A 16001-nucleotide genomic window follows, 5' to 3' on the forward strand; every position below is an offset into this window, starting at 1 on the left:
ATCATGCAATTACCTTTGGGCATCCCTCCTCTATCGGCATGTCCTAATCGTTATGATCGTCCCCCCGTTCTTGTCCAACTGCCGTAATTCTGCAATATCTCCGGCAGGATGGGCCGATCTATTTTACTATTATAAAACTGTTCTTAAACAATTTGTCGGGAGTTTGGTTATGATACGATAATATCGACGAATCAGCACATTTCGGCACAAGAATTGAATTTAAACGAAAAAAAAGAAAAATAAATGCTATAAGCCCCATACACTATGCCTGCGACTAAAGGACCCTCCGCCGAAACGCTTAAAGCGCTGGAAACAGCGCCCAATATGTACCTGGTGCTGTCTCCTGATCTATACATCCTGACCGCCAGCGACCTATATTTGGAAGCCATCGAATCAACTCGTGAAGTCATCAAAGGCAAACATATTTTTGAAGCTTTCCCAGATAATCCTGAACTGCCAGATGCAGACGGTGTTCAGAATATAAACACCTCTCTTCAAACCGTACTGCGAACAAAAAAGATCCATTACATGCCGGTGCAGCGGTACGATGTACCCGACAGGAATAATCCCGGCAAATTTATTCAGCGTTACTGGGACCCCAGCCACACCCCTGTACTGGATGACGAAGGCAATATCTCCTATATTATCCAGTTGGCGACGAACGTTACCGACAAGATCAGGGCAGAGCAGGCGCTGCTCAAAAGCCACCGTGAGCAAGCGGAAACAACTGAGCAGATCAAAGATTTAAACAATGAATTGATAGCGACCAATATTCAACTTAGGGAAGCGCAGCAACAGCTCAGTTTATTGAATGGACAACTGGAGCAGCGAGTTGCGATACGCACGCGGGAACTTGCGCAGGCAAACGAAGAGCAAGCTGCGGTGAATGAAGAGATGGTGGCAACCAATGAAGAGTTGACAGAAATTCAGGAGCATTTAGAGCAAACCAACCGCGAATTGGCCGCCAGCGCGTCGCGGCTGCGACTGGCAGTAGAATCAACCGGCTTGGGTACCTGGGAGTATGTACCGGATACAGGAGAACTTTACTGGTCAAAGGAATGCCGTGACATCTTTGGCATAGAGCGATATCAGCCGCTTGATTTTGGCACTTATAACCGACAGATACATCCAGAAGATCATGATTGGGTGACAGCCCACATCAATACCTGCCTTAAGCCCGGTATTGAGGGTGGCTACGAACTGAGCCACCGCATCATTCGCCTGAACAATGGTGAAGTCCGCTGGGTCAAAGCACAGGGAACTGTCGAGTTCGAAAATGAAGTACCGATGCGTTTTCTGGGCACGGTTTTAGATATCACCGGGCTAAAGCAAGTGGAAGAACAAAGCGCCAGGCTAGCGGCAATCATCACTTCTTCGGATGACGCTATTATCAGTAAAACCCTTGAAAGCGTAATTATGAGCTGGAATGATGCCGCGCAGCGCATGTTTGGCTATACTGCTGATGAAATGATCGGTGAAACTATGTACAAACTAATTCCGACCGACCGGCAGGAAGAAGAGCCGATGATCCTCTCCAGGTTGAAACGCGGCGAACGGGTAGAGCACTTTGAAACAAAAAGGCAAGCAAAGGACGGGCGCCTGATCGACGTTTCACTCACCATTTCACCTATAAACGACAATAAGGGTAATATTATCGGGGTATCTAATATCGCCAGGGATATCTCTGAACGGAAACAGGATGAGGCCCGCAAGAACGACTTTATTGGCATGGTAAGCCATGAGCTGAAAACACCGCTGACGTCTCTGAGCGCAATTTTGCAGGTTTTAAATACCAAATTAAAACGAAGCAAAGATGGCTTTGTACCTGAAGCTTTGAACCGTGCTAACCAGCAGGTAAAAAAAATGAGTACAATGATCAACGGTTTCCTAAATATCTCGCGCCTCGAATCTGGCAAGATCCAGATCGATAAGCAGGCATTTATCATCGGCGATTTGATTAAGGAGGTTATTGCGGAGATCAGCCTCACCGGGGTAGCACATATTATTGAACTACAAAGCTGCGACAATGTAGTGATACATGCCGACCGCGAAAAAATATTTTCCGTGCTGACCAACCTACTCAGCAATGCTGTTAAGTATTCACCCAAAGGTTCTAACGTATTAATCAATTGCAATCAACAGGACGGCAAAGTCTTAGTCAGCGTAAGCGACGAAGGTCTGGGCATCAGGCCGGAGGATCGCGACCATATTTTTGACCGTTATTATAGGGTAGAAAGTAGCCGAACCCGTCACATTTCCGGCTTCGGGATCGGGCTTTATCTCAGTGCCGAAATTATCCAGCGGCACGACGGAGAGATTTGGGTGGACAGCAAAAGCGGCAAAGGCTCTACATTCTATTTCAGTTTGCCGTTGCAACCTTAGTACGCCGATGGCTATGGCTTAATATGGATATATCCCTTCATACATGTATTTTTCAGACGCCTTAGTACATTAACGTCAAATAGCATTTTTTTTACCCTTCAGTTAAAACCATCCGTTATACAACCTGGTGTGTCGATTTTAACCGACCTCATCCATAAAATAGAAAATAAAGACCAAACTTACAATTAGCATTGAAGATGCCTATGAAGGCTTAAAAATAGCCATCCTTGCTTCGCAATAATCAGATATTTCGAAACCCTAAAATCCGTATGACGCGGAACATAACTGTATCTGTTCAGCATTAGGCTATTGGACCGTGCGACAGCCACCGACTGTGGCGATTTAATAATTACGTGGCAACCGCCTGTGGCAACCAAACGTATTAGAGACATCACAAGAAAAATCGGAGTAAATGAAAAAGATACCGGCGGGCACATTTATGCTATTGTTGGTTGGTTTAATTGGATGCCATAAAAACCAGGTTGACCCATCCCAACGATCAACATCAACTGAAAAACCTCCTGTAATTAATATTGGTCATACCGGCAGTATTGCCGGAAAATGGTATATCGATACCGTTACTACTTTATTTTACGATGCTACTGGATTACGCAACTCCGGTAATCACGCCTACCCTTATTTTGGAGATTATTATTTTCTATTTAATACTGATAGCAGTTGGGTAGAATCATTGTCTTCTGTTCCTGATTCATTACGTAATGAAGGCATGGTGAGCGAGGGCACATATTGGCTTACTTCTGATAGTACATTCACTTTAATATACCCTAAAGCAAGTCCGGGCAGGATCAACGAGGCATGTCAGATATTATACTTTAGCAATAAACTATTTATATTCAGCAAACAACTTCCGACAATATACAACGGAGTAGATACCGGCCATATTAAATATGTTTTCAGGCTTTATAAATAAATCAAACCAGCAATTATCCTCAGCCTGCTTTCGCAGTTGGCTATTAAAAGTCTCTAAGAACAAACATACTAAATGAGTGGGTCTGGCGCATCTAACAAGGAAAAACAAGTAGCGGTACAGAAATACAATCCGGAAGGCGTTTAGGAATGTGTTCACCTAAGATACGTTGAAAATGAGACCGGCGATTCAAACAAACGAGCATGTCGGTGCGCATGGTACTGATCAGCGTATCAATCATTTTTTCAAGATTACTTTCCCTAATGTGGCTAAAAAACAATTCAGGACCAGACGCATGGCGTCCTACAGTATCCGCAAAAAGTTCATTTCCGTAAGAAGGAACCAGATCAGGTAATCCCGGCTCACAAATATGAGCCAATAACATACTGGAGCGTTTAAACTTATCTAAATAATTCAGCACCTGTTGCTGGCAAAATCTAAGGTCAGTCAAATAAACCATCCGCTTTATTTCTACAATAGCCAGGTTATAGGGTAGTAACATTAAAGGGCAGTTAATTTGATTCAAAACCGTTTGCAAATTTAACCCGCCAATTCCGGGTTGACTGATAATCATAGCATAACTTTTCTGGCGAATATGGGCCGCCAGTGTATTTTCAGTTAAACACGATGCATCAATTGTTTTTAAGGGCAGTTCATTGTTATAACGTGGAGAAATATCCGCAGATAGGCCGGTCTTATGGTTAAGCTGTTTTCGCTGCAGGCTATGATGATTCATAACCGGTTCGGTGGTTAATAAACGGATAGGTTCAAATTTGCCAATTTGAGCCACTACCAGATCTTTGCGATTTTGGTTAGCAAATTGATGAGCAAACTTCAGCGATTGCGCATTATTCACATCATTTGTTAAAAATAATATTTCGTCCATAAATTGATTGTTCGCTGGCCTGAATGATAAGCCGGAGTTAATATTAACAACAATGGCCGGATTAAGTTTTAATATAAATAATTAATCTTCGATTAACTATTGAGATAATATGTCTTTAATAAGGTTTAGGTTAAACAGGTCTTTCAATATGCTGATTATCTGACACCAATCTGATTTTAGGTAGCGTATCACCATAATTTTCCCGTATATATTTTATCAGATTTTCGCGCACATAGCAACGTAGTTCAAAGGCTTTAGATGAATCTTTAGCGCTAAGTAATATTCTTAATTCCATGGTTCTCTCCTTTGAATCGGTTACTTGCAAAATACCCAGGCGCTTATCCCAAAGATCAGTAATGCTTAAAAGGCGATTAAGTTCTTTCCGTACATCATCAACCGGGCAGGTATAGTCTACATAAAGAAAGACAGTGCCTATTAACTGAGCAGTAGTACGTGTCCAGTTTTCAAACGGCTTTTCAATAAAATAGGTAATAGGTAATATCAACCGGCGCTGATCCCAGATATTCAACACTACGTAAGTAAGCGTTATATCTTCAACCTTTCCCCATTCGCCTTCAACCACCAATACATCGTCAATACGTAGCGGCTGCGTAAACGCTATCTGAAAGCCCGCAAGCAAGTTACCCAAGGGCTTTTGTGCGGCAATACCGATTATAATACCACCGACACCTACACCTGTTAATAAACCGGCACCAATTTTCCGGACATTATCAAAAGTGAGCAGAACTATGGCTATGGTAATAAGGACAATGAATGTTATGATGACCTTACGAATGAATCTTAACTGCGTTTGTACCTTTCGTTCTTTGAGGTTATCTGCTTTGGTAAGATCATAGGTATGATAAAGGTAGTCCTCGAAAATTTTGACCGAGTTAATTAAAACATTAGAAAAAGAAACTATCAGCAATATCTCAAGCAACTGCTTAAAAAAACTGATATAAGCTCCCTCATACATTAAAAAGGGAAGCAGGGTATTAAGCGTCAACAGCGGCACAAAATAGTTCAGAGGGGCGCTGAGGTGTGTAAGTATCGATTTAAAAAGTGAATAATCTTCGGTGTTTTTATAATAATGCAGCAGTGCAGTAATGACCAACTTTACCAAAAACCCTAAGAACAATGCAGCAGCAATCAGGCCCAAATTCCAAAGCCAAACAGGCACCATCTTTGACCATATGTTCAACTGCTTTTCCATTGATTATAAAAACACAGGCCGGTCCAATTTTACGGCTATACGATAAGCCGCGTTCATTAAACCCACATGGCTGTAAGCCTGCGGAAAATTGCCCCATTGGCTACCATCTTTACCATCAACGTCCTCACTAAACAATAATAAGTGATTACAATATTTTAGTAATTTTTCAAATTCTTGCACCGCCTCGTCCAGCCGGCCTACACAAGCCAACGCTTCGACGTACCAAAATGCACAGATCAGGAAGGTTGTTTTTGGCTTACCGAAGTCGTCAGTGTGTATATAACGATAAAATAAACCATTCTCGGTTTTTAATTCTTTTTCAAGTGCTGCCAGGTGATCTTTGGCTTTTTGTGACGCCGGATCGATATAATTCATCATAATGAGTTGCAGGGTACTCGCATCAAGGAAATGACTGCCGACTGCATGCGTGTAAACTTTCCTGACCGGGTCATAACAAGCTTCGATATGCTTGGCGGCGCGCGCTCTCAGGCTAATGGCTCGTGTTTCCAATTCTTTATTGCCGATAGTTTTGGCCATTTTTTCGGCAGCATTACAGCCGGCCCACTGGAACAAATTACTATAACAATGCACCAAGGCTATGTTGCGAAATTCCCATATCCCCGCATCATGCTCATCAATGGTCCGTTCAATTTTATTGAGTAAAGAGCTGATCCATTTGTCTGAGTCCTTACGCTCGCTATAAATAAAACGATTATCAGTATATAGTGGCAAAAGAGATATAGATACCTGTCCGTAAATATCATTCTGAATATGTTCGGCAGCCTGATTACCGATGCGGACGGGTTTATTACCCATATAACCGTCCAGATGCTCGGCTATTTCCTCAGTCAGGTTCTTTTTACCGGTGATGCCGTATAAAGGTTGGTACCTGAAACTATCATTTTCAGAAAAAGAGATATCAGTTACATAGTTGAAGTAGCGCTCCATTTCTTCAAAATGTCCGATGTGATTAAGCGAGGTGAGCACGTAGTAAGTGTCGCGCAGCCAGCAATACCGGTAGTCCCAATTGCGCCCGCTGCCCGGCGATTCGGGCAGGCTGGTAGTACTTGCTGCAATGATAGCGCCGGTATCTTCATATTGATGTATCTTAAGCGCCAGAGCCGAGCGTATCACATAAGGCTGATAAAACAGCGCAATAGACGAATGTTTGATCCAAAGCCGCCAGTATTCTATGGTTTCGCGCAGGTATTGCTCACAGGTGCTTGACAATGACCCCTCCCAAACATCGCCATAATTTAACAACAAGTATTTGGTTTCATTTAATGAAAAACATTCCTCGTCAATTAAATACGTTATGGGTATATTGGTAGACAAGCCCATCACTTCGCCGCAACCTGTAAATTTTATATGATCGCTGCCATGCAGCATGTCCTGAAAATCGCGCCCATAGTTGCATACTGGTTTGCATTTCACGCTTATACGGGGTTCGCCCTCTAACGGCTCTATTTTACGAATGAGCATCAGTGGCTTATAAAATTGATCAAACTTCCGGAAACGGGGAGCAAAGTCGGTTACGCGATATTTTCCATTTTTGCAGGTGATATCTGTTCTGAGTACGTTGGTATTTTCGGCATATACCTGGGTAGATGTATAATCACCCACTGGCAGGATAGAAAACTCACCGCCTTTTTCTTTATCCAACATCCCGCCAAAAACGAACGGACTGTCAAACCTGGGCCAACACATCCAATCAATATTAGTGTTGAGGTTTACATGTGCTAAAAAATTGCAGTTGCCAATAATGCCTGTTTGGTAGGTGTGTTTAGCCATTTTTAAGTTGTTAATTTTATCTAAACCAACAACGTTTAAGCCAATTTGTTACAAAAAAATTCAGGAAGCCCGCTCCAAAACATGCGGTACCACAGCCGTATCTTCAAGCATCATGCTAAGCGTGTCAATAAGATCGTTCATCATAACAGGCTTGCGGACGATAGCGTTGCAGCCGAACTTAGCGGTAAAGCGTTCAATGGGATAATTAGTAAGTAAGATCAGGGGTAGCTGGTGCAAATCGCGGTGGCCCCGTATTTCATGGCACAATGAGCCGCCATTGGCGTTATTCAGCAAGAAATCGATCAATATTAAATCGGGCTTAATTCGAATAAGTTCCTCTACAACATGATCATGACTGGGTAAAATGTTAAAATTGAATTCATTGCTCCACAACGCTGTCTTTAACCCAGTAGCCAGATCCTGGTCATCACTTATGATCAATACGCTTTTCATAAAATTTCTTCTCGTAGGTTATAATTTCATATAAAATAAACCAATAATTAAATATTTTGTTTACGAGGATTTTCAAAAATCTATCGGTTATATAACAATGTTAATTCCCCGAGCCGTTTAGTCAGTTTTTTGTCAAGCTGATTTTCGGTCGCGCGCCATGTCCAGTTTCCTTCGGCAGATGCAGGCATATTCATGCGATGCTCCCCGTCGAGTTCCAAGACATCCTGTACCGGCAATATGGCAACCCCGGCAACTGAGCCGTAGCATAAGCGGGCAAAAACGGTACAAATATTCTTTTCTGAAAGTTTTTGTCCGGCATACCGGTTTATCGATTCCCTGCCTTGTGCCATGATATCCTGAGTGTACCAACCTTTTAACGTGTTATTATCGTGCGTACCTGTATAAGCAAAACTATTCGCAGTATAATTATGCGGGATATGGTCAGATTGCGGCATATCATTACCAAAAGCAAATTGCAGCACTTTCATGCCCGGCAGGCCGAATTGGTCGCGTAACTTGTACACAGCCTCATCAATATCACCCAGGTCCTCGGCCACAAAAGGTAATCGACCTAATTCATCTTTTATTTTGTTGAACAGATCAGCACCGGGGCCCGGCATCCATTTACCGTTGATTGCGGTTCGCTCGCCACCCGGCACCTCCCAATACGACGAAAATGCCCTAAAGTGATCAAGCCGTATTAGGTCAAAGTATTCCAGATTTTTGCAGATACGCTGCAGCCACCAGTTATAGTTGTCCTTTTTTAAAACTTCCCAATTATAAACCGGCATGCCCCAAAGCTGCCCCTCGGCCGAGAAATAATCAGGCGGTACTCCGGCAATGCCTGTTATTTTGCCCTGCTTATCTAACTTAAAAAATTCGGGATTGGCCCATACGTCAACTGAATCATAACTGATATAAAAAGGCATATCGCCAAACAAGGTCACACCCTTTTTTTTTGCATAAGCTTTAAGGGCACGCCATTGGCTGTTAAAAACATATTGCAACCATTTTTCCTGATCAATAGCTTCGGCATGTTGCTCCTTGATCTTTTTTATTGCTGCGATATCGCGTTTTTTAAGATTCTGAGGCCATTCATACCATGGCTTGTTTTTATTAATCTGCTTAAGTACCTGGTATAAAGCAAAATCGTCCAGCCAATATGCTTCTGAGGATTTAAATTGCTCAAACTTGTCTTGCACATCCACGGTTTCAGTAAAACGTTGATAGCCCTTAGCAAACAATTCGGCTTTTACAGCCACCACCTTATCAAATTCAGCGCGATGTGTTGATGGTAAGTTAACTTGGACATCATCATCATTAAGCCAGCCATCATTAACTAATAGTTCAGGACTAATCAGCATGGTATTCCCAGCCATGCTTGAACTTGCACTGTAAGGTGAATAACCTGCGCCCTTATCGACAGGATTTACAGGCAGCATTTGCCAGTAACGTTGTCCGCTTTCAAAAAGAAGATCAATAAATCTGTACGCCTGCGGGCCTATATCGCCCGCACCAAAAGCCGAAGGTAATGAAGTAATGTGCATTAATATGCCCGCCCCCCGATCGTTCGACTGCTCTAATTTAATAAGCGCAACAGGTAAGCCCTTTATTAGCTCTTTTATAGTTAAAGCATCAGTTACAGTATACCCTTTAGCAGTTGAAAGCAAATTCTGCCAACTGCGTGGTGCAGCCTCAGGTAAAACAACAGCGGTGTCCTCCCAATCAAACGCCAATGGTTCTGCCCCATCGACACCTATAGCAGCCGGATGCAGCGGCACAACTATTACATACCAATTACCGCCAAACTGCCGGGCAAAGGCTATGATATTGTTTTTATATTTCCCGGTTATATTTAGTGGCAGATAATCGCCTTGCGCAAATGCTTCCGCGTCAGCAGCGCGCAGAGCCAGTAAACGTTGAGTTAAGCAAAGTTTGATTTGCCCATTGTAACGGCTTTCCCAAAGTTGCTGCCAAAAGCTTTCGTCATATAGTTGTTCATGTTTTAAATAGGTATTTCGTTGCCGATAATCAACAGGGCGACGATTATCAGGATCAACCAAACTTAAGTCCCATAACTCACAACCCTGGTACATGTCAGGTACGCCGGGACAAGTAAATTTCAGTAATACCTGCGACAATGAGTTAACGATACCGAAATCTGAAACACGTTGATGGAAGGCGGCAAAGCTTTTTGTGAATTTACCCTTTTTGTTCAACAAATCAGCAATAAATTTCTTAACTGCTTCCTCATATGCCTCGTTAGGTTTTGCCCAGTCTGAACTTTGTTTACCCTCGCGCAGTGCTTTGACCAGATACTCCTGCAGGCGTTGCGTAAAATCGCCGTCATTGTTTTGTGGCATAGGATGCGCACCTACAAGCGACTGATAAATAAAGTAAGCGTCGTTCTTGTCAATCTCAGGCGGCATACCCCATAATTTAAGCTGATCAAACCATTCGTCAGGAATATCAGTAAGCACATTTAAACGGGCGCGCACATCTTCGCCGCGCTTGGTGTCGTGGGTCGAGGTGGCGTTAACAGACAATGGCCAGGTACGCTGCCGATCGATCATCACCCGGTGAAAATCATCGGGCAAAAACCCAAATAAAATCGGTGAGTCGCCCACCTCATTATGGCCGATAAAGCGATTGAAAGTATACATCAACGTGTCTTCTACACCCTTCGCCATCAGCGGACCGGTAAACTGCATGCAGCGCTGGTAAAAATGCAAGGCACGTTGATTATAATCTGTGTTCCCTTTTTTGGTGCGTTCCAATAATACCTCTCTTAACAACTGTAAAGCATTATTAATCGGAGCACGCGCCTTACTTACTGTATCAAACAGTGCTTTTATCTCTTTAGCCTCTGCATTATTTAAGGGCAGTTGATTGCCATAGAAACGATAAACGGGGCAATAAATAAGCACTTGGGCTATGGCTTCTTTTAATTGATCATCAACATTCTCCAACTCCTTAAGGTCGGCCAGGTTTAAACCTTTAAAAAGCTGGTATAAATTCTCCAACTCGCCGGCCATGTGCTGCTTTAATATATAAGCTTTCTTTTCGAGTGTGCTTCGTCGAATATTCTCTTTTTTATCGGTTAACAACTGATATTGAGCCGTAAATATTCGCTCGCTTTTGGGCTGCGTAAATAAATTGTTCGCTATCGCTAAAAAATCATACCCGGTGTTGCCTTGTACCGCCCAATCTTGTGGAAAAGCCTCGCCTGCTTCCAGGATTTTTTCAACGGTGATATAAGTTTCCGGACCGGCTAATTCATGCAGGCGTTTTAGATAACCTTGCGGGTCATACAACCCATCGATATGATCGACACGTAAGCCCTGAAAAACACCCTCGTCCAGCAGTTGCCTGATAAGTTGATGATATTGTTTAAATACCTCTTCATCTTGCATATTAAGGCAGATAAGTCCATTCACCGTAAAGAAACGACGAAAATTGATCTGCCTGTCGGTTTCTTGCCAGTGGCATAGTTGATAGGCTTGACTGATGGCAATATCTTTTAGTAACCGCGTATCATTATTCACTTTTTTAATGTACGCTGATGTAAACTTTTCAAGCGACTCCACCTTAACCGGATATCGCTGATCAAAGTAAATGAACCAAAGCTTGCTGTCTTTTTTTTCGAGTTGGATTTGTTTTTGGTCGATAGCCTCATCAAACGGCAAACCCAGAAAAGGCACCATAATACGGCCGTCGTAAATTTCGCTCTCCCACTCGATATCAAAAAACGAAGCATAAGTCGAGTTCCTACCCTTCTCGAGCACATCCATTAACCAGGGATTATTAGGGTGATACGCCATGTGGTTTGGTACGATATCCTGCAGCCAGTTGATATCTAATTTCTTCAGGCTTCGACTTATATCACGCAGTTCATCAAGTGTTCCAACTTCCGGATTAATATTTAATGGATTAACCACATCATAACCATGCATACTACCAGGCGTTGCTTCAAAAATTGGGGAGGCATACAGCGTTTTTATACCCAAACCATGCAGATAAGGAATTATTTCCTTTAGATGTTTAAAAGTGAAGTCCTTATGAAACTGAATGCGGTATGTAGAGATAGGATTAAACATTGTTACTATTATAAATAGTTACTGATTCGGGTTGCAGCGTTATGGTGCTATCGGAGTTAATATCAGAAAGCTCGCCGGGGCCGTCCCATTGGCGGGCAGCAGAATCAAATATTTTCTGCCAACGGCCGCTTAATTGATTTACAGTGATGATTTCTTTCTGATCAGAAAAATTAAGCAGGCAAAGCAGTTGTTGATCTGTATCCCATCGTCTTAATATTAAAACCTTTTGCGGTTCATTGACTGTGACTTCAACATTCTCGCGGTTGCAACTTTTCAGCACCGGATGCGTTTTTCGAAGCTTGATCAATGCCTTATAATAGCTGAGCATAGCTCGGTGAAATGGCTGATTGATCAACCCCCACTGCAATTTCGAATGCTCAAAAGTTTCAATAGCCTGAGGGTCGGGTGCTTCAGCATCGGTCATAAAACCTTTAAACTCTTCTCTCCTGCCCTTACGCACGGCCTCAACCAACTCGGGGTCGGTATGGCTAACAAAATACAAGAACGGATTGCGCTCACTATATTCCTCGCCCATAAATAGAAGTGGCAAATAGGGGCTTAGCATCACAGCCGAAGCCATAAGCTTTTGCATTTCAAAACTCACCAGCGCACTTGTACGCTCACCCAGCATACGGTTACCTACCTGGTCATGGTTTTGCGAGAAAACCACAAATTGTTGTCCTGCCAATCCGGTAGTTTTTGAACCGAAAAACCTATGGCGTTCTTCAGAATACCGGCCGTCATATACATAGGCATCACTATAAGCTTTGGTCAGATGTCCTATACCCTTAAAATCAGCATAATAACCATCCTGCTTTTGTCCGGCAGTAACACGCAGGGCATGATGGAACTCGTCAGACCATTGTGCATCTATGCCAAATCCTCCCCCAGCTATTGGTTTGATGAACCGGTTATCATTTAAGTCGCACTCTATGATCAAATAATGGCTTCGACCTGTGGCCTGCATCAACTGATCGACATACTCTTTGATCTCCTGTAAAATATGTTTAGGGCTAAAATCTTTTATGGCGTGCACGGCATCCATGCGCAAGGCGTCTATATGAAAATCTCTAAACCACATCAATACGTTTTCGATGAAATAAGCACGAACACCATCGCACCAGGCGTCATCAAAATTAATGGCACCTCCCCAGGGCGTTTTGTATTTCTCAGTAAAATATGGTCCATACTGCCCCAGGTAATTCCCTTCGGGTCCCATATGGTTATAAACCACATCTAATATCACTGCCAAACCTTTTTGATGACAGACATCCACTAGTTTTTTCAATGCAGCCGGGCCACCATAGCTATTATGTACTGCAAATGGAAAGACCCCGTCATACCCCCAGTTACGTTCGCCGGGAAACTGGGCAACAGGCATTAGCTCAATAGCGCTTATTCCGAGTTCGACCAGGTAATCCAGCTTACTTTCAATAGCAGCAAAGGTGCCGTCAGTGGTAAAAGTGCCGGTGTGCAGCTCGTAGATTATATAGTCGCTTAAATTCGGATTTTGCCAATTGCCGTCCGTCCAGTCAAATTTTTTGACATCAGTAGCAACAGACAGACCATGCACACCCTCTTGTTGAAAAACAGAAGCCGGATCAGGCAATGCATTCTTACCATCCAGGCTGAACCCATAAGAATTTCCGGGTTGTAATTCGTCTGTAAAAAGGCTCCAGTATCCGTGCTTCTCTTTTTTCAAGGGCAATACTTTACCATTTTTTACACTTAACTCAACCGACCTGGCCAATGGCGCCCATACCAGCACTTCAGAACCGCCGTCATCATCAAAATTAACGCCGATAGATCGCTTATAAATGTTTGCCCGTATCATTTTTTATTAACTGATGCTGTAATAAAGTAACTGACCGTCCATCAACGTGTACTACTTCTCCGGCCTGATATATTTTATCTGTTGGGTTAAAAACAGGTTTGCTGGTGTCAATAAGCACTTTCCAATCCGCAGAATATTTTTTTGCAGGAAGTTTATAATCTAAAGGCGCGTCATGTGCATTGAAGATGATATAGAAATTATCATCAATAACCTTGTTTCCCTCTGAGTTTACTGCATGTAAACCCTGACCATTCAGAAAAACGGCAACCGACTTTGCAAAATTCTGATGCCAATGTTCTTCATTCATTTGCGAACCGTCCGGCAAAAACCAGGCGATGTCTTCTATACCGTCACCTTTAACCGGCTCGCCTTTAAACCAGCTTTTCCTGGAGAATGCCGCATGCTCACGCCTTAAATGAATGAGCTGACGCGTGAACTCCTGTAATTCAGCATCCTGATGTTCCCAATCAAGCCATGAAATTTCATTATCCTGGCAGTAAGCGTTATTATTGCCTTGCTGAGTACGCCCCATCTCATCACCCGCTACCAGCATAGGCACACCTTGAGATAAGAACAGCGTAGCTAAAAAGTTGCGTTTCTGTCTGGCACGCAGCGCGTTGATTGCAGCGTCATCAGTAGGGCCTTCTGCACCGCAGTTCCACGAGCGGTTATGGCTTTCGCCATCGTTATTATCTTCCCCATTAGCTTCATTATGTTTTTCATTATAAGACACCAAATCATTCAGCGTAAACCCATCATGCGCAGTTACAAAATTAATACTTGCTGTCGGGCGACGGTATTCTTCGTACAGATCAGAGCTGCCTGTAATACGACCTGCAAAATCGGCAAGCATATTTTCAGAGCCGTTCCAATAGTCACGGATATCATCGCGGAATTTCCCATTCCATTCCGCCCATCCCGGCGGGAACTTGCCTACCTGATAGCCACCTTCGCCTATATCCCAGGGTTCGGCAATGAGTTTAACCTGCGATATAACAGGATCCTGGTGTATGATATCAAAGAAGGCACTTAAGCGGTTAACTTCATGCAGCTCGCGCGCAAGCGTAGCTGCCAAATCAAATCTGAACCCGTCAACATGCATTTCTAATATCCAATAGCGCAGACTATCCATCATCAAGCGCAATACATTGGGTAAATTAGCATTTAGTGTATTGCCGGTTCCGGTATAGTCATTATAATAACGCTTGTTATCGTCAGTCAACCGGTAATAAGATGTATTGTCAATTCCTCTGAAAGAAAGTGTAGGTCCAAGTTCACTGCCTTCGCCGGTATGATTATAAACTACATCGAGAATCACTTCTATACCTGCCTTGTGAAGTTCTTTAACCATGTTTTTAAATTCAGTAACCTGGTCATTTATCTTGTCGCCTGCGGCGTAGCGTGCATCAGGCGCAAAAAAGCCAATGGTGTTATAACCCCAATAATTGGTACGGCCGTCATCGCGCAAGTGCCTGTCACTTAAAAAATAGTGCACCGGCATCAGTTCGACGGCCGTAATGCCAAGTTTCGTTAAGTAATCGATAGTGGCGGGATGCGCCAAACCGGCATAAGTGCCACGTAAATTTTCCGGTATATCAGAATGCAGTTTAGTAAATCCTTTAACATGGGTTTCATAGATTATGGTATTGTAATAAGGTATTTTTGGGCGTTTATCGTCGCCCCAGTCAAAACGTGGATCAATGACAACTGACTTGGGAATAAAAGGAGCACTATCCAGGTTACTAAAACTTAAATCAGCGTCGGGGTGGCCCACCTCATAACCAAAAAGCGCATCATTCCATTCCACAGTACCTGAGATTGCTTTGGCATAGGGGTCAATTAATAGCTTATTGGGGTTAAAACGATGACCATTCTCCGGTTCATAAGGGCCATGAACCCGATATCCATATAATTGACCAGGTTTTATATCCGGTAAATACACATGCCAAATAAGGTTGGATCGTTCAGTAACCGGAATTTTGACATATTCAGTTTCGTCATTAATACCTTTAAATAAGCAAAGCTCCACGCCGGTAGCGTTTTCTGCATAAAGCGCAAAGTTCACCCCTTTGCCGTCCCAGGTTGCACCAAGCGGAAACGCCTCGCCGGGATATATAATTTGTTTCATAATTTTATAGATATATGTTCATCACCGGCAACCCGCCGGTCAGACTAGAGCTATAACAGAAACAAACGGTGATGGTTTAGCAGATTGTAATGATTGTTAGATATACGTACAATTACAGTTGTTGTAACAGAAATAAGGTATCCGCAGCCGTATAAATACGGAGCCTGCGATTAAATCCTATGAAGGCACATGCTTTAACTGTATGTGCCTTCATAGCGTGAGTGTGTAATGAATAAACCTTACCTCGTTATCCCCCGTTCGCACATTATCAACAAAAGCAAATTTCAAA

General features: G+C 43.0%; 9 protein-coding genes. 2 read left to right on the forward strand and 7 right to left on the reverse strand.

The genetic code is table 11. The features are described 5' to 3' along the window. Positions 1–324: 324 nt before the first annotated feature. Positions 325–2382, forward strand: coding sequence for a PAS domain S-box protein (locus ABD772_RS02680; protein ID WP_425562814.1), 2058 nt, complete (start codon positions 325–327; stop codon positions 2380–2382). A 412-nt stretch (positions 2383–2794) separates the two neighbouring features. Continuing rightward, positions 2795–3313: a hypothetical protein gene (locus tag ABD772_RS02685; protein WP_345100886.1), complete on the forward strand. Its 519-nt coding sequence runs from the start codon at positions 2795–2797 to the stop codon at positions 3311–3313. Positions 3314–3404: 91 nt separating this feature from the next. Here the strand turns inward: ABD772_RS02685 and ABD772_RS02690 are convergent, their stop codons facing one another. The 7 genes from ABD772_RS02690 to glgX all read right to left on the reverse strand — a co-directional run bounded on the left by ABD772_RS02690 (position 3405) and on the right by glgX (position 15712). Next, the gene (locus ABD772_RS02690; RefSeq protein WP_345100887.1) at positions 3405–4196 is read right to left on the reverse strand and encodes a hypothetical protein; all 792 of its coding nucleotides are present in this window, start codon (positions 4194–4196) and stop codon (positions 3405–3407) included. A gap of 130 nt (positions 4197–4326) precedes the next feature. Further along, positions 4327–5409, reverse strand: coding sequence for a mechanosensitive ion channel family protein (locus ABD772_RS02695; RefSeq protein ID WP_345100888.1), 1083 nt, complete (start codon positions 5407–5409; stop codon positions 4327–4329). Positions 5410–5412: 3 nt separating this feature from the next. Further along, positions 5413–7200, reverse strand: coding sequence for a glycoside hydrolase family 15 protein (locus ABD772_RS02700; protein WP_345100889.1), 1788 nt, complete (start codon positions 7198–7200; stop codon positions 5413–5415). A gap of 60 nt (positions 7201–7260) precedes the next feature. Then, the gene (locus ABD772_RS02705) at positions 7261–7653 is read right to left on the reverse strand and encodes a response regulator (RefSeq protein WP_345100890.1); all 393 of its coding nucleotides are present in this window, start codon (positions 7651–7653) and stop codon (positions 7261–7263) included. Between the two features lie 80 nt (positions 7654–7733). Continuing rightward, positions 7734–11750, reverse strand: coding sequence for a malto-oligosyltrehalose synthase (gene treY / locus ABD772_RS02710; protein WP_345100891.1), 4017 nt, complete (start codon positions 11748–11750; stop codon positions 7734–7736). Beyond that, on the reverse strand, positions 11743–13584 hold the full coding sequence (treZ, locus tag ABD772_RS02715; RefSeq protein WP_345100892.1) for a malto-oligosyltrehalose trehalohydrolase: 1842 nt from the start codon (positions 13582–13584) through the stop codon (positions 11743–11745). The genes treY and treZ overlap by 8 nt, the downstream gene beginning before the upstream one ends. Then, entirely contained in the window at positions 13562–15712 is a 2151-nt protein-coding gene (gene glgX, locus ABD772_RS02720) for a glycogen debranching protein GlgX (protein ID WP_345100893.1), read from the reverse strand. The genes treZ and glgX overlap by 23 nt, the downstream gene beginning before the upstream one ends. Between the last annotated feature and the right edge of the window lie 289 nt (positions 15713–16001).

This window comes from Mucilaginibacter panaciglaebae (assembly GCF_039539265.1).
Classification (GTDB): domain Bacteria; phylum Bacteroidota; class Bacteroidia; order Sphingobacteriales; family Sphingobacteriaceae; genus Mucilaginibacter; species Mucilaginibacter panaciglaebae.